The organism is Deltaproteobacteria bacterium (genome assembly GCA_030654105.1).
Classification (GTDB): Bacteria; Desulfobacterota; SM23-61; order SM23-61; family SM23-61; genus JAHJQK01.
This window is the reverse complement of record JAURYC010000340.1, coordinates 1-15,616: the sequence shown is the minus strand read 5'-3', so window position 1 is coordinate 15,616 and position 15,616 is coordinate 1. Positions and strand designations below refer to the sequence as shown.

The 15,616-nt window shown below is 50.2% G+C and carries 15 protein-coding genes and 1 pseudogene; 15 read left to right on the top strand and 1 reads right to left on the bottom strand.

Annotated elements, in window-relative coordinates; translation table 11 throughout:
• Positions 1-157 precede the first annotated feature (157 nt).
• The gene (gene recJ, locus Q7V48_14970; GenBank protein MDO9212028.1) at positions 158-1,879 is read right to left on the bottom strand and encodes a single-stranded-DNA-specific exonuclease RecJ; all 1,722 of its coding nucleotides are present in this window, start codon (positions 1,877-1,879) and stop codon (positions 158-160) included.
• Between the two features lie 333 nt (positions 1,880-2,212).
• Here recJ and Q7V48_14965 point away from each other — a divergent pair, with 333 nt between their 5' ends.
• From Q7V48_14965 to Q7V48_14895, 15 genes and pseudogenes are all read left to right on the top strand, one after another.
• The gene (locus Q7V48_14965) at positions 2,213-2,629 is read left to right on the top strand and encodes a hypothetical protein (GenBank protein MDO9212027.1); all 417 of its coding nucleotides are present in this window, start codon (positions 2,213-2,215) and stop codon (positions 2,627-2,629) included.
• A 97-nt stretch (positions 2,630-2,726) separates the two neighbouring features.
• Entirely contained in the window at positions 2,727-3,419 is a 693-nt protein-coding gene (locus tag Q7V48_14960) for a tetratricopeptide repeat protein (GenBank protein MDO9212026.1), read from the top strand.
• Between the two features lie 4 nt (positions 3,420-3,423).
• Positions 3,424-5,217 carry an indolepyruvate ferredoxin oxidoreductase subunit alpha gene (iorA, locus tag Q7V48_14955; GenBank protein ID MDO9212025.1) on the top strand — a complete coding sequence of 598 codons (1,794 nt, stop codon included), beginning with the start codon at positions 3,424-3,426 and terminating at the stop codon, positions 5,215-5,217.
• A gap of 16 nt (positions 5,218-5,233) precedes the next feature.
• Positions 5,234-5,785: pseudogene (locus Q7V48_14950) on the top strand (indolepyruvate oxidoreductase subunit beta).
• 55 nt (positions 5,786-5,840) lie between these two features.
• Entirely contained in the window at positions 5,841-6,743 is a 903-nt protein-coding gene (locus tag Q7V48_14945) for a tetratricopeptide repeat protein (protein MDO9212024.1), read from the top strand.
• Positions 6,744-6,903: 160 nt separating this feature from the next.
• Entirely contained in the window at positions 6,904-7,179 is a 276-nt protein-coding gene (gene yidD / locus Q7V48_14940) for a membrane protein insertion efficiency factor YidD (protein MDO9212023.1), read from the top strand.
• 67 nt (positions 7,180-7,246) lie between these two features.
• On the top strand, positions 7,247-8,548 hold the full coding sequence (locus Q7V48_14935; GenBank protein MDO9212022.1) for a phenylacetate--CoA ligase: 1,302 nt from the start codon (positions 7,247-7,249) through the stop codon (positions 8,546-8,548).
• Positions 8,549-8,678: 130 nt separating this feature from the next.
• Positions 8,679-9,110, top strand: coding sequence for an ACT domain-containing protein (locus tag Q7V48_14930; protein ID MDO9212021.1), 432 nt, complete (start codon positions 8,679-8,681; stop codon positions 9,108-9,110).
• 81 nt (positions 9,111-9,191) lie between these two features.
• Positions 9,192-10,400 (top strand): ABC transporter substrate-binding protein, encoded by a 1,209-nt coding sequence (locus tag Q7V48_14925; protein MDO9212020.1) that lies wholly within the window; start codon positions 9,192-9,194, stop codon positions 10,398-10,400.
• Between the two features lie 240 nt (positions 10,401-10,640).
• A complete protein-coding gene (locus Q7V48_14920) occupies positions 10,641-11,534 on the top strand; it encodes a branched-chain amino acid ABC transporter permease (GenBank protein MDO9212019.1) in 894 nt (297 codons plus the stop codon).
• 9 nt (positions 11,535-11,543) lie between these two features.
• Entirely contained in the window at positions 11,544-12,482 is a 939-nt protein-coding gene (locus Q7V48_14915) for a branched-chain amino acid ABC transporter permease (protein ID MDO9212018.1), read from the top strand.
• A gap of 12 nt (positions 12,483-12,494) precedes the next feature.
• Positions 12,495-13,271: an ABC transporter ATP-binding protein gene (locus tag Q7V48_14910; protein MDO9212017.1), complete on the top strand. Its 777-nt coding sequence runs from the start codon at positions 12,495-12,497 to the stop codon at positions 13,269-13,271.
• Positions 13,264-13,998: an ABC transporter ATP-binding protein gene (locus tag Q7V48_14905; GenBank protein MDO9212016.1), complete on the top strand. Its 735-nt coding sequence runs from the start codon at positions 13,264-13,266 to the stop codon at positions 13,996-13,998. Before Q7V48_14910 ends, Q7V48_14905 begins: the two co-directional genes overlap by 8 nt.
• Positions 13,999-14,010: 12 nt before the next feature.
• Entirely contained in the window at positions 14,011-15,306 is a 1,296-nt protein-coding gene (locus tag Q7V48_14900; protein ID MDO9212015.1) for a phenylacetate--CoA ligase, read from the top strand.
• A 68-nt stretch (positions 15,307-15,374) separates the two neighbouring features.
• Positions 15,375-15,616, top strand: a 242-nt coding sequence (locus Q7V48_14895) for a C4-dicarboxylate ABC transporter substrate-binding protein (protein ID MDO9212014.1), incomplete at its 3' end; no start/stop codon positions are given.

Sequence of the window (15,616 nt, the reverse complement as noted above, 5' to 3'; positions counted from 1 at the left end):
GATTTGGAATCGACCCTTCATAAAACCCCTCGACTTATAGTCGAGGGTTGTTTAGTTTGGACACAGATTTCCACAGATATCCACGGATATTTATTTTTTTCGTTTAATATCCTAAAAATCTGTGTTCATCCGTGTCCCATAAGGAAATTCCAAAGTTCTAATCCGCGGGTTTGAGGTCGACAATTTTTAATTCCAGGGTACGCTTCCCCTGAAAAAAACCGATTGAGGGGGTAAGCGCCATTTTCATGTGTTCGGTAGATAGGGGATGCCAAGAAGCCATATTGAAACCGATTGCCTTCCGGGTTACTCGACCTTCCTTGATGCGCAGGCGTAAATGACCTTTTCCGACCAATCTGGAGTCCAGCACGGTTAGATTTTCCAGCGCCAAAACTGGCGCCGGGTTCGCCGCCCCAAAAGGAGAAAGGGATTCGAGCTCAGCGAGGAAAGATTCATTCATCTGATCGAGTCGAGCGATCGCATCGATGGCGAGACGAGGAATGAAGTCTTCTTCTTGGAGGCTGGCGCTTACGATTTCTTCGAAAGCCTGGATAAAACCGGGAATGCACTCGGCGCGGATGACCAAACCAGCAGCCTGGTCGTGGCCGCCAAAAGTTACCATCGAAGCCCGGCAAGCTTTCAGCCCCTCATAGAGGGAAAAAGGATCAATGGAGCGGCCAGACCCTTTCCCTAGATTTTCCTGCAAGGCAATGAGGATGGTGGGGCGATAGTATTCCTCGGTGAGACGCGAAGCTACAATGCCTATTATGCCGGGATGCCAGTTCGTGGATGCTAAGACGATAGATTTTTTTCCCTGAGCCATGGCAGGGGAGTCAATCATCCCTTTAGCCTCGGCGAGAATTTTTTCTTCGATTCTCTGGCGGTGAGAATTCAGTTGATCCAAATGGGCAGCAATCTTCCGAGCTTCCTCCTCATCCTCCGTTAAGAGAAGGCGGACGACTTCGTCAGCCTCTTCCATGCGCCCAGCAGCATTGATCCGGGGCGCAAAACGAAAATTGATTCCGGTGGTATCCACTGGCGTTCCGCCCATCCCTGATACTTCTTTTAAAGCCAAGATACCGGGGCGGGTGGAACGAGTGAGTTGTCCCAAACCATGTTTGACCAGGACGCGATTGACCTCCAAGAGGGGAACCACATCGGCAACCGTTCCCAGGGCGACCAGATCCAGATATTCCTTCAGATTGGGAACGCCAGTGCCTTCCCAGAGACCTTTCTCCCGCAGAGTACTGCGTAAGGCGATTACCAGGTTGAAAGCTACGCCTACACCGGCCAGGTCTTTGAAGGGATAGGGACATTTTTTTTGCTTCGGATTTAAAATGGCCAAAGCCGGAGGAAGGTTGTCCGGAACCTCATGGTGGTCGGTGACGATAACCTCCAGCCCATTGGCCATTGCCCAGCGGATCTCCTCGTCATTGCTGATTCCGCAATCTGCTGTGATCATCAATTTGGTGCCGCGGGCGTGGATCTTTTTAACAGCTTCCAGGTTTAGTCCATAACCTTCCTTCAACCGATGGGGAAGGTAAAAGTCCACCGCACCCCCGGCTTTTTTCAGGAAGAGGAGCAAGAGGGCTGTCGCGGTTGTGCCATCCACGTCGTAATCCCCGAAAATGGTGATTTTTTCGTTTTGCAGGATAGCCTTGGCAATACGCGCGACGGCTTTATCCATATCCTTCATGGTAAAGGGATTCGGGAGATCTGAAAGGGCGGGAGAGATGAAGCGCCTGGCCTGTTCCACATTGGAAATCCCCCGGTTAGACAGAACCTGAGCCGTAAGAGAAGAGATTCCTAACTCTTTTAAGGGTGAATCATCGAAGCCCTTAGAGGGACGGACTTCCCAACGTTTGCCGATCCGGGGGGCCAAATCATTTTTTCCTTTTGTTTTTTTAAAATTTTCGATTTTCCGTTACCTGGGAAACGGGTAGTATCAGAAAATTGACTAAAACCAAAATAACGGAGTGGACCTTCTTCTGTCAATGAGATATTTACGCTCGCCTCCCCGTCGGGTCCGGGAAGCGATCCCGGGCTTCGTCTATCACTGTGCATTCATCAATTTATTGAAAAGTGAAGGGGGGCCAGGATATTTCCGATTGTCATTTTTGCTGAAAAATGTTATGAAGTAAAAAATTCCTATTTCGCCCCAGTTAAGCGACAAAAATTTCAAAATGCGGGAAGGGGCAAAAGAGGGGGCGCCGTGATGAAAAAATTTATCGCCGCGGTAGGGGTTATGATTTCCTTTTTATTCCTCATGGGAATGGGGGGATTGGGTGGCAATTCTCCCATTGATAAGATCCCTGAGCCAAAAAAGAATTTTTCTGTGGTAGTTATTGACCGCCAGGGAGTCAAGACTTCCCTCTCGCAATTCAGCCACGGTGGCATGGTTGTTATTACGGGAAAACGCGGGAGCGCCGATGTAGCCGTTCCTTTCGAAATCATTTCCCAGGTTCAATTCCAGGGGCAGGAAGGAAACAAAATCCTGTTGGAAATCTCCCTGCGTGAGCGGAAAAGGGTTGAAATAAGGGTGGACAAACTCTCGAAGTTTTACGGCAAAGCAGAGTTCGGAACCTTCCAGATCGAGGCCAAAGACCTGCAATCTATAAATTTCCACCCGTAGGGCTTATTTGGGTATTTCCCAAAGAAAAGTTTCTTTTTGGATAAAAAAGAGTAGGGGTTTATTTTCAATTTTTTTTGGGGAGGAGGGGAAACGGTCAATGCCCGGTAAAAAAGTATCGCGCAAGAAATTATTGAAAGAACCGGATGAATTTATTTCAACCACCGGAAAAATTATTCAATACGTTCGTGGCCACCGGCGACAGATTGCCTTATATGGAATCATTGCCGTTGCCGTAGTGGCCGCCGGTTTGGGAGGTTATTCTTACCTTCTTTGGCAGGAAGGGAAGGCCCAAGCCATCCAGCAGCAAGCTCTTCAGCAATACCAGGAAGCATTTTTAAAAGGTCCAAACGCCGAGGGTGAGAGAGAAAACTACAAAAAATCAATGGAAAAATTCCGCGAAGCCCTTGCGGTCTACAGCCGGGGCAACGTTTCCCAGGTATCCCAGGTTTACATTGGCCATTGCCATTTTGCCTTAAAAGAATACGATCAAGCCATAGCGGCATATTCCCGCTGTCTGGAAGGACCCTTCCGAGTCATGGCTCTTGATGGGCTGGCGCATTGTTATGAATCCAAGGGGGATTTTGCCAAGGCTCTGGAAAATTATCAAAAGAACATGGAAGAAGATCGCAGTCCCTTCCAGGGAGAAGGACTACTTGGCGCTGCCCGCTGTTACGAAGCGTTAAACCAAAAACAGAAAGCTTTGGAGGTATACCAGAAGGCCTTGACCAGGAACCCGAACTCCCGGATGGCGGAATTCATCCAACGAAAAGTCAGTGAACTCAAGGGGTAAAGGAATGACCGAAAAACGCGTCGTATTATCTGGAAATGAAGCCATTGCCCGCGGGGCGTACGAGAGCGGCGTGAAAGTAGCTGCCGCATATCCAGGCACCCCCAGCACCGAGATCTTGGAAACCTTGAACACCCATAAAGGAATGCATGTTGAATGGTCTCCGAATGAAAAAGTGGCCTTGGAAACAGGGATGGGGGCAGCATTTGGGGGAGTTCGGGCCTTAGTCGTTATGAAACATGTGGGTGTCAATGTGGCGGCAGATCCCCTATTCACTCTATCCTATACGGGGTTGCGCGGGGGGCTGGTTTTAGTCACGGCTGACGACCCGGAAATGCACAGCTCTCAGAATGAGCAGGACAACCGGAACTATGCCAAATTTGCCAAGGTTCCCATGCTGGAACCCAGCGATAGCCAGGAGGCCAAGGACTTTACGGAATTGGCCTTTTCATTGAGCGAGAAATTCGATACCCCCGTAATGTTGCGCACTACCACCCGGGTGTCGCATTCCAAGTCCATTGTCCTTACCAAAGAACCTTCGGAGCCAATGGCCCCGCCCAAGCTTAGCAAAGACCCGATGAAATTTGTTATGCTCCCGGCCAACGCCCGTAAGCGTCACCCCCTGGTTGAAAAACGCCTGGAAGATCTTTCCCTTTTTGCGGAAACCTTTACCGGAAACCGGATCGAATGGGGGGACAACAAAATCGGGATCATCACCAGCGGCATCTCTTACCAATACGCTAAAGAAGCCCTGCCGGAAGCTTCTTTTTTGAAGTTGGGCATGGTGTTTCCGCTACCCAAGGAACTCATTCGATCATTCGCCTCCCGGCTGGAAAAACTCTTCGTGGTAGAGGAACTGGACCCATTTATCGAAGAACAGGTACGGGCGATGGGGATTGAAGCCACCGGCAAGGCTGCCTTCCCGCTTTGCGGGGAGCTAACCCCTGCCTTAGTTGCCAAAGGGTTAAAGGGTTTTGCTCCACCCCCGGTGGAAGAGATTTCCAAAACTCTACCGGCCCGACCTCCCATCTTGTGTCCCGGATGTCCCCACCGGGGAATATTCTCTATCCTGAGCAAATTGAAGTTATTCGTCACCGGGGACATAGGGTGCTATACCTTGGGCTTTCTTCCGCCCCTCAGCGCCATCGATACCTGCGTCTGCATGGGCGCCTCCATCGGACATGCCATGGGTCTGGACAAAGCCCTGGGAGAAGAAGCCCTGGGGAAGGTAGTGGCAGTCATTGGAGATTCCACGTTTCTTCACTCGGGGATTACCGGGCTTTTGAACGTTGTTTACAACAAGGGGGCGGTGACGCTCATCATCCTGGATAACCGCACCACAGCCATGACCGGAAGGCAGGACCATCCAGGAACAGGATTTACCCTGCAGGGGGAAGAAACTTTTCAGGTGGACCTGGTCAAGCTGGCGAAAGCCCTGGGGGTGAAACACGTGAAAGTCGTCAACCCTTACCAATTGGCCGCTACTGAGCGCGTGATCAAACGAGAGATTCAGCGCCCGGAGCCTTCGGTAATTATTGCGCGGGCCCCTTGCGTCCTTTCCCGGAGGGAGAGAGCGGTCACGGGGAAAGCTTTTTTCGTCAGCTTCGAATCATGCACAGGATGCCGGGCGTGTTTACGATTGGGGTGTCCGGCCATCGAGTGGGTCAAAGAAGAAGGAATGAATGCCAAGGGAAAGAAAAGAAAAGGCAGGGCTTTTATCGACCGCTTCTTGTGTAATGGCTGCACGCTCTGCGAACAGATCTGCAAATGGGGAGCGATAAAGGAAAGCAATGGAGAATAAAGTTACCAACATCTTGATGGTCGGGGTAGGGGGGCAGGGCATTATCCTTGCTTCCGAGATTTTGGCGGATGTTTTTATGGATGCGGGTTTCGACGTGAAGAAGAGTGAAGTTCACGGTATGGCCCAGAGGGGGGGAAGCGTTTCCACCCATGTTCGCTTTGGTCCGAAGGTTTTTTCTCCCCTGATTAAAGAAGGGGAAGTGGATATTTATATGGCCTTCGAAGAGCTGGAAGCGCTCCGCTATATACATTTTTTGGGGCCGAAACCAACCATTCTTTTGAATGAGCAGCGCCTTAACCCTCCTTCGGTTTCTCTGGGGACGGATAATTACCCGTAGAAAGTCGCCGCCATCCTCTCGCAACGGGCCGCCAAGATCAAGAGCATTCCAGCCAGGGACCTGGCTTTAAAGGCAGGGGATGTGCGGGCCGTCAATGTGGTCTTATTGGGTGTTTTGTATAATTTCCTTTCCATCACCGAAAAAATTTGGACAGAAAACCTCCTGCGCCGTTTTCCCCCCCAAGCCCAAAAAATTAACCTTGAGGCCTTTCAATTGGGCAGGAGTGCCTGAATTGAGGCCCAAGGATAAAAAGCTGATAAAGCTGTTTGGGGTTCAATTATTTTTTTTGCTAATTTTTTTCTTTTCCCCCTCTGCGGGTTTGTCCGCGGAAGAGGAAAAGATATCGGTCGACGCCAAATTACAGATGGATCTGGCTGACCATTTTTTTCAAGAAGGGGATTATTATCGAGCGATCACCGAATATAAACGTTTTCTTTTTTTCTTTCCCCACAATATCCGAACTGAGGAAGCGCAGTGGAAAATTGGTCGATCTTATTTCAATGGGATGAAATGGGATGAAGCAATTGCTGCTAACGATAATCTGATCAAAAAATTTCCTTCTACCCGATACAAAGCAGAAGCCATGCTCCTTACGGGTCTTTGTTTTAAGGAGAAGAAAGAATATTCCCAGGCCCGTTTCTTCTTCGGGAAGGCCAAAGAAGAAGCTGCCGACGCACCAACTGCCGATGAGGCCCAGTGGCAGATTGCTGCCACCTACCTGAAAGAGGAAAAATGGCAAGAAGCTTCCTACGAATACAGAAAGATTAATAAAAGTAGTAAATTATATCTCAAAAGTGAATATTTTGCTCAAGGATTGGACCGGATCCATGAAATTCCCCAAAAGTCTCCGACGGCGGCGGGAGTCCTGGCCGCCATTGTCCCGGGATCAGGACACCTGTACTGCGAACGATACCGGGATGCATCCATCGCCTTCCTTCTCAACGGGGCTTTTATTTGGGGGATGGTGGAAGCTTTCGAACGGAAAAATTACGTCGTCGGTGGAATCTTGACCTTTTTTGAGTTGGGGTGGTATAGTGGAAATATCTACAGCGCAGTAGCCAGTGCCCACAAATACAACAGAAGAAAGAAACAAGAATACCTTGACTACCTGGAAAAGGGAGGACCGCTTTCCGTGGGAGTTTCTATCCAAGGGAAAAGTCCCGTGCTTTCATTGAACTATGTTTTTTAAGGTAACCCTCATTATCCTGTTCTTCAGCCTCCTACTTGTGAGTTTCAGTAAAAGGGAGGGGTTAGCCGGAGAAGACCGGTGGGCAGAACCCTGGAAGGATGAATCTTCCCCTGCGACTGGAAAGGTACGGAATACAGAAAAAGCATCTTCCCCTGGTGAAATGGTAGTACAAGGACTCATTGGGTTTTTTCAAACCTACATCAGCCCGGTAGACGGAGATCGATGCCCAAGTTATCCTACGTGTTCCCACTACGCTCTCCAAGCTGTTCGTAAACATGGAGCTCTTGTGGGAATGGTAATGGGCTTCGGTCGCCTGATTCATGAATCTGACGAGATCCAGCGTGCTCCCAAGATATGGATCAATAATTCTTACCGGTACTATGATCCTGTTGAGAATAACGATTTCTGGTGGTATAAAAAATTGGGCAATAGGTGATAGGCAAAAGGCAATGGGCAATTACCAATGACGAATGACCAATGACTAACGCCTGGAGGACTTTTCAATGATCTGGGATGAAGAATTAGAGACCTTACCGCGAGAAGCATTGGAGGCTTTGCAACTCAAACGCCTTATGGCCACAGCGGAAAGGGTCTATGCCACAGTTCCTTTCTACAAGAAAAAATTTGACGAAGCCAGCATCCGGCCTGGAGATATTAAATCCTTAAAAGACCTACAACACCTTCCCTTCACCACGAAATTAGACCTGCGGGACAATTACCCCTTTGGCCTTTTTGCCGTGCCGATGGAACAGGTGGTGCGCATCCATGCTTCTTCCGGGACGACGGGGAAACAAACTGTGGTTGGTTACACGCGCCGGGATATTAACACCTGGGCCGAGCTGATGGCCCGCTCCCTTGCGGCCGCCGGCGCGCAAAAAAACGACTTTATCCACAACGCCTATGGGTATGGGCTTTTTACGGGGGGATTAGGAGTCCACTACGGCGCGGAAAAACTGGGCGCTTCGGTTATTCCCATCTCCGGAGGCAACAGCAAGCGCCAGATTATTATCATGCAGGATTTTGGGTCCACGGTGTTAACCTGCACACCCTCGTATGCCCTATTTTTAGCTGAAACCGCCGAAGAAATGGGGGTGGATATTAAAAAACTGAAATTGAAGGTGGGTATTTTCGGAGCCGAACCCTGGTCCGAGAAAATGCGCGATGAGATTGAACGCCAGCTCAATATTGATGCCATAGATATTTATGGGTTAAGTGAAGTCATCGGCCCCGGCGTGAGCATTGAGTGTATTGAAGCCAAGCGGGGCCTGCACATATTCGAAGACCATTTCATCCCGGAGATTATCAACCCCCGGACCGGAGAAGTTCTCCCTTATGGGGAGAAGGGGGAACTGGTTTTCACCACTATTACCAAGGAAGCCTTCCCTTTAATCCGTTACCGCACCCGGGACATCTCGGTTCTTTATCCTCAGCCCTGCAAATGCGGGCGGACGCATGTGCGCATGGAGCGAGTCAGCGGGCGCAGCGACGATATGCTCATCATTCGGGGGGTGAATGTTTTTCCTTCTCAGATCGAGAGCGTGCTGATGAACGTCGAAGGGGTGGAGCCGCATTACCTACTGATCGTAGATCGCCAAGGAAATCTGGACACCCTCGAAGTACAAGTGGAAGTCAACGAGAAGGGTTTTTCCGATGAGGTCAAAGACCTTCAGGTGTTGGGACGAAGGATCGAGAAGGATATCAAAGACTTGCTCGGAATCACAGCTGCGGTAAAACTGGTAGAGCCGAAGACCATCCAACGCAGCGAAGGCAAAGCCCAAAGGGTGATTGATAAACGAAAAATTTAATCTTATTGGACGCGGATGAACGCAGATTGTCAGGATTGAAAGACAGGAGACAGAATTCTTTTTATTCTTTTTCTGCGTGAATCTGCGAAAATCTGCGTCCTAATTTAAACCTCTTACCTTGGAGGCAAAGATGAAAGTTGAACAGATCTCGGTTTTTCTGGAGAATAAGCCTGGCGCCCTAGCCGAGGTAACCCGTATCCTGGGAGAGACAGGAGTGAATATCCGGGCTCTTTCTTTGGCCGATACCAAAGACTTTGGCATCTTGCGGTTGATTGTCAACGACAATGAAAAAGCCAAGGAAGTATTGGGGCAGAAGGGTTTTACAGCCAGAAAGACGGAAGTGGTTGCCGTTGAAGTTCCCGACCGGCCGGGCGGGTTGGCGGAGATTATGAAAGTTTTAGCCGAAGCCAAAATCAACGTGGAATACCTGTATGCTTTCGTCCATCAGAGCGGAGAGAATGCCATTATTATTTTCCGTTTCGATGAAACCGACCGGGCCATTGCAGTTCTCTCCGAAAAAAAAGTTCGGCTTTTAGAGGGAAGGAAAGTTTATTCTCTTTAGCGGGAATTGCAAAGAGAATGGAATATATTGAAAAATGGTTCCCCCCTTTGAGGGGGAAAATAAAACAGGAGGGGTAAGGGTATGTTTAAAAAAATTTTTACTGTCATTCTCGCCGTCAATATTTTAATCCTATTTTCCTTTTCCGGGGTTTTAGGAAAAGAGAAGGCTCCTTATACCGTAGGTGCTGTATTGAGTGTGACCGGGGGAGCGTCTTTCCTGGGCGAGCCGGAGCGGAATACCGTGAAAATGGTCGAAGAGTGGGTCAATGCCGCGGGGGGAATTCAAGGGCATCCCCTGAAGATGATCGTCGAAGACACCAAGAGTGATGTGGCCCAGGCGGTCCTCGCCGTTCGCAAGCTTCTGGAAAAAGATAAAGTGGTGGCCATCTTAGGTCCATCCACTACGGGAGAAAGCATGGCAGTCGTTCCCATCATGGAGAAGGCTCAAACTCCTTTGATTTCTTGCGCAGCAGGCCTCTCCATCGTTACCCCGAAAGCGGAATTGGACCGCATTGTCTCCGCGAAGACCTTCGAGATGCCCAAGAAACAGAATAAATGGATCTTTAAGACCCCTCAAACCGACACCTCCGCGGTGGAGGCCATCTATGACCACATGAAGAAAAAAGGAATCTCCAAAATAGCGATCATCACGGTGACGGACGGCTTTGGAAGTTTCGGCCGCCAGGAGCTGAAGAGAGTGGCCCCCTCTTATGGGATTTCAATTGTAGCGGATGAACTCTATGGCCCGAAAGATTCCGATATGACCGCCCAATTGACCAAGATCAAAGGAACGGATGCCCAAGCTGTGGTCAACTGGTCGGTCGGGCCTCCTCAGGTCATTGTCACCAAGAACTGGAATCAACTATCCATGAAGATCCCTCTCTATCAGAGCCATGGTTTCGGGTCAAAGAGGAACATCGAACTGGCCGGAGGCGCGGCGGAAGGCGTTCTTTGCCCGTTGGGTCGGCTGGTCGTTGCCGAAAAAATTCGGGCCGACCACCCCCAGAAATCCATCATCGTGAAGTATAAAACGGAGTATGAAAAACGCTTTAAGACGGATGTGAGTACCTTCGGCGGCCATGCCTACGATGCGATTATGATGGTTAGCGATGCCTTGAAGGCCGTGGGCCCCAATAAAGGGAAAATTCGAGATTATTTAGAAACCAAGATTAAAAATTGGCCTGGAACCGGAGGCATTTTTAACATGTCCCCGGAAGATCACACCGGCCTCAAAAAAGATGCCTTCGAAATGATCGTGGTCAAAGACGGCGATTGGGCATTCGCCGACTGATTGGAAATATTGGGGACGCAGAAGAACGCTGATTTGAGGGAAACTTCAATGACGGATAAAAAAGAAATGGGGGTCATTGCAAATTTCTACGGCCATTTCTGTACTGGAGAGATCGGCGGAGACCTGCGTCATTTTTTTTTCGGGTATTATTTTTTTTAAAAAGCGCTGCGGCCTTCGACGTCAATTCTTTGTTGAAGGCCTAAAGCGCTTTTTTTCTATCCGGCAAGCGCGGTTCCTAAAATGAGCTTAACGAGTCAGTTAATCCAATTTCTTTTCACCGGCTTAACCTTGGGGAGCATCTATGCCTTGGTGGCTCTGGGGTTTACCATGATCTATAATGCCACCGGAATCATCAACCTCGCCCAGGGCGAGTTTGTCATGCTCGGGGGCCTGATTATGGTCTTCTGCACGGCCGTATTAAAAATTCCTCTGCTAATTGGATTTGTTTTAACCGTAGCCGTGGTCATGTTGTTGGGTGCCCTTTTTGAACGTTTAGCAATTCATCCTTTAAAAAATGCGTCCATGATCACCTTGATCATGATCACCTTAGCAGCTTCTATTCTCTTTCGGGGCGTGGCGATGTTCCTCTGGGGTAAGGACCCCTATGGCCTACCCGCTTTCAGCGGCGGCCAGTCAATCCAATTATGGGGAGCGACTCTCCAGCCGCAGATTTTCTGGATCTTCGGGATCACCTTCCTCGCAGTTTTTGGGATCGGCCTTTTCTTCAATCGTACGCTGACGGGGAAAGCCATGACCGCCTGCTCCTTCAATCCTCTGGCAGCAAGGCTCGTTGGAATCAACGTGCGGAAATTGGTCCTTCTTTCTTTCGGTTTGAGTGCGGCCGTCGGGGCCGTAGCCGGAGCCATTATTACACCCATAACCCTTATGGAATATGATCGGGGTCCCCTCTTAGCCTTAAAGGGGTTTGCTGCGGCAGTTCTCGGAGGATTGGGGAGTGGGGTGGGCGCTATCGCCGCTGGATTCATCATTGGCATTTTGGAATCCTTAGGGGCTGGCTTGATCTCTTCCGGATATAAGGATGCGATTGCTCTTCTGGTCCTCCTGGTGATTCTCTGGGTGAAACCCAGTGGCCTCCTGGGAAGTGCCGAGGAAAGCCAGCTGAAGAAATTTTAAAGGGCTGCAATGGGCAAAAAAGATTTTTACCCCCTTCTATTCGTTTTCCTTATCATCGCTATTTTCCCGTGGCTCGTCGGCGGCAACGAGTATTATATCAGCATCCTTATATTTTTAGGCATCAACGGGATCATCACCATGGGCCTGAGCTTGCTCATGGGGTATACCGGGCAGATTTCCCTGGGACATGCGGGTTTTTTCGGCCTGGGGGCCTATTCCTCGGGGATCTTGACCACCCAATATTCTATCCACCCCCTCGCTGCCTTTTTGGCCGGCATTTTTCTCTCGGCCATCATTGCTTTTTTGGTGGGGAAACCCACCCTTAGGCTCAAAGGTCACTACATGGCCGTAGCCACCTTGGGTTTTGGCGAAATTTTGTTCATTGTCTTCAATGAACTCTCTCCTTTAACGGGTGGACCTTCCGGGCTTTCGGGAATTCCTATTCTAACTTTTATGGGATATTCCCTGGAAGGGGCAAGATATCTATACCTCGTATGGGGGTTCGTCATTCTCCTGCTTCTTTTTTCGCTCAACGTGATCAACTCGCGCGTGGGACGAGCCCTGCGAGCCGTTCACGGGAGTGAGATAGCGGCCAACGCCATGGGGGTGGATGCTTCCCGGTACAAAGTACAGGTTTTCGTATTGAGTGCGGTCTATGCTTCAATTGCGGGTAGCCTTTATGCCCATTTTGTCACCTTCATCAGCCCGAGTTCCTTCAGCCTGATGTTTTCCATTTTGCTCTTGATGATGGTCGTCGTGGGAGGGGCGGAGACGATTTGGGGTGCCCTTCTGGGAGCGATGGTTCTCACCTTACTCCCAGAGTACCTCCGGGGATTAGAAGATTTCGAAGTCTTGGCTTATGGGGGCATTCTGATGGTAGTCCTTCTCTTCATGCCCCAGGGAATTTTACTCGGGGTACGTAAACTCTTTGAGAAAAAAAGGAATTAAGACCGAAGATCCATGAACGAGAGGATTCTCCAGGTAGAGGGGTTACAAAAATCTTTCGGCGGCCTGCGGGCCATCGATCTTTTGGACTTCACCGTGGTCAAGGATGGGGTGAAATCGGTCATCGGGCCCAACGGGGCGGGGAAAACGACTCTTTTTAATTTGATCACGGGAATCATTCCCCCTACAGGAGGAGTTTTGCAGTTTGCCGGCCGATCCCTCAATGGCCTGAAACCTCACACCATCGCCCGTTTAGGAATTTCCCGGACTTTTCAGAATTTAGAACTTTTCGGAAACATGACCGTTCTGGAGAATGTCATGGTGGGAAGGCATATTCAAACCGTTTCCGGCCTCTTCAGCGCGGGCCTTCGTCTGCCCGGAATGCGGAAAGAGGAAAGAGAGATAAAAGAGAAAGCCTGGGAAGAACTCCAATTTATGGGGCTGGAAGAAAAGGGTGTGATGAAGGCTTCGGCCCTTCCTCTGGGAGAGCAGAAGCTTTTGGAAATTGCCCGCGCTCTGGCCACCCAGCCCAAGCTTCTTTTGCTCGACGAGCCCGCCGCCGGGTTGAATATGCGGGAGACGGGCAAACTGTCGGAAACGATCCTGCGCATCCGCGAAAGAGGGATTACCATTATGCTCGTGGAACATGACATGAGCCTGGTCATGGAAATCTCCGATGAGGTGTTGGTCCTTAATTACGGGAAGAAGATCGCCGAAGGAGCTCCGCGGGACATCCAACGGAACCCGGAAGTCATTGCCGCTTATCTTGGGGAGGAAACCGGAAATGCTTAGGGTGGAAAGCATCAGTGCTTTCTATGGAGCGATCCAGGCTTTGCGCAATGTTTCCGTCCACGTCAGCGCAGGAGAAATCGTTACGCTACTGGGGGCCAATGGTGCGGGGAAAAGCACCCTCTTGAAAATTATTTCAGGGATCCATATCCCGGCCAAGGGACGCCTATGGTTTGGCGGGCAGAATATTACCGGGCTGCCAGCCGAACGCATTCTCCACCTGGGTGTAGGCCAGGTTCCGGAAGGCCGGCAGATTTTTGCCCCCCTCAGTGTGCTCGACAATCTTATCCTCGGCGCCTACGTTCGCTTTCGACGGGAAGAAAAAAAAGAGGTACTGAAAGATTTGGATTCCATTTTTGAACTCTTTCCCGTACTGAAAGAAAGAACCAAACAACGGGCTGGCACTCTTTCCGGCGGAGAGCAGCAGATGGTGGCTATCGGTCGGACTCTCATGGCCCGGCCGAAACTTCTGCTCTTAGACGAACCATCCATGGGCCTGGCGCCCAAAGTCGTTAATGATATTTTTCAAACCATTCAAACTTTACGAAGCCGGGCCACGACGATCCTCTTAGTGGAACAAAACGCCAAAGCAGCTTTGAAGGTTGCGGACCGAGGCTACATTATCGAGACTGGCCGGATCATCCTGGAAGGGGAGACGCAGGATTTATTGAATAATAAAGAGGTCCAGCGGGCTTATTTGGGGAAAGAATACCGGGAGATATGGGAGTAAGGGAGGGAAGCAATGATCTGGGACCGTCGTTATGAATGTATGGAACGGGAGGAGATTGCGCAACTCCAACTGGAACGCCTACAGTCTACCTTGAACCGGGTCTATCGCAACGTCTCCTTCTATAAAAAGAGGTTCGACCTGTTGAAGATACTTCCGGATGAAATTCAGTCCGTCAAGGACCTGGGCGGATTTCCTCTTACCGCTAAGGAGGATCTGCGCCAGGGTTATCCTTATGGCCTGTTCGCCCTTCCCCTGCGGGAGGTTGTGCGCATTCACTCCTCCTCGGGAGTCACGGGAAAACCCACGGTCACCGGCTACACCCGCAATGACCTACACCATTGGAGCCAACTGACCGCGAGGGTTCTCACGGCCGGAGGGGTAACCAAAGATGATGTGGTCCAGATTACCTTCAAGTACGGTCTTTTCACCGGGGCCTTCGGGCTCCACCATGGAGCGGAGCTCATCGGAGCTTCCGTGATTCCCATGTCCACCGGTAACACCAGTAAGCAGGTCCTGATCATGCAAGATTACAAGACCACAGCGCTGGTCAGCACGCCTTCTTATGCCCTACTTCTGGCCCGATACATGGGGAAGGAGGGAATCGACCCTAAAAATCTATCCCTCAAGCTCGGCCTTTTTGGGGGGGAGCCTTGCCCCGAATCCATGCGCAAGGAGATCGAGGACCGCCTGTTCATCAGCGTTACCGATAATTATGGCGTGAGCGAGGTAATGGGCCCAGGGGTGGCGGCCGAGTGCGAATTCAAGAACGGGCTGCACCTCTACGAGGACCATTTTATTCCAGAGATCATCGACCCCCAGACGCTCCAGATCCTTCCTCCGGGCGCCGAGGGGGAATTGGTTTTGACCACCTTGAGCAAAGAGGCTTTCCCTTTGGTTCGCTTCCGGACGCGGGATATCACTTCTTTGGACTTCTCCCCCTGTCCCTGCGGCCGTACCCTGGTGCGCATGAAAAAAGTGTTGGGGCGAAGCGATGACATCATCATCATCAAAGGAGTGAACGTTTTCCCCTCGCAGGTAGAATCCATCCTCGTGGAAGTGGATGGAGTGGAGCCGAGCTACCAGATCATTGTGGACCGGGTAGAGGGAGTAGATACCCTGGAAGTAAAGGTAGAAGTCAATGAAAGGGTTTTCTCGGACGAAATCAAAATCCTGCAGAATATTTCCTCAAAGATCGAGCGGAAAATCCGGGAAATCATCGGGGTAACCGCGAAGGTCAAACTGGTAGCTCCGGAGAGTTTACACCCAAAAGAAGGAAAAGCCCTGAAAGTAATCGACCGGCGCAAATAAAAAATTAAAAATCTTGACGGTTTATAGTGGATTCAATACGATGAAAATTTTTTAAGGGAGGGTAAAAAATGAATCGCGGGAAACTAATTTTTATGTGGGTATTTATGTTAGGGGCCGGGGCGGGATTATTATTTTCCCTTCCTGGGGCAATGGCCCAAACGAAACCCATTGAGCTCTCTTATTCGATCTTTTTCCCGGCACCCCATAAAAATACAGTCCTGGCCGGCGAATGGGCAAAAGAAATCGAAAAAAGGACCCAGGGAAGAGTGAAGATTACTTTGTTCCCCGGGGGCACGCTGACTCCTGCCGA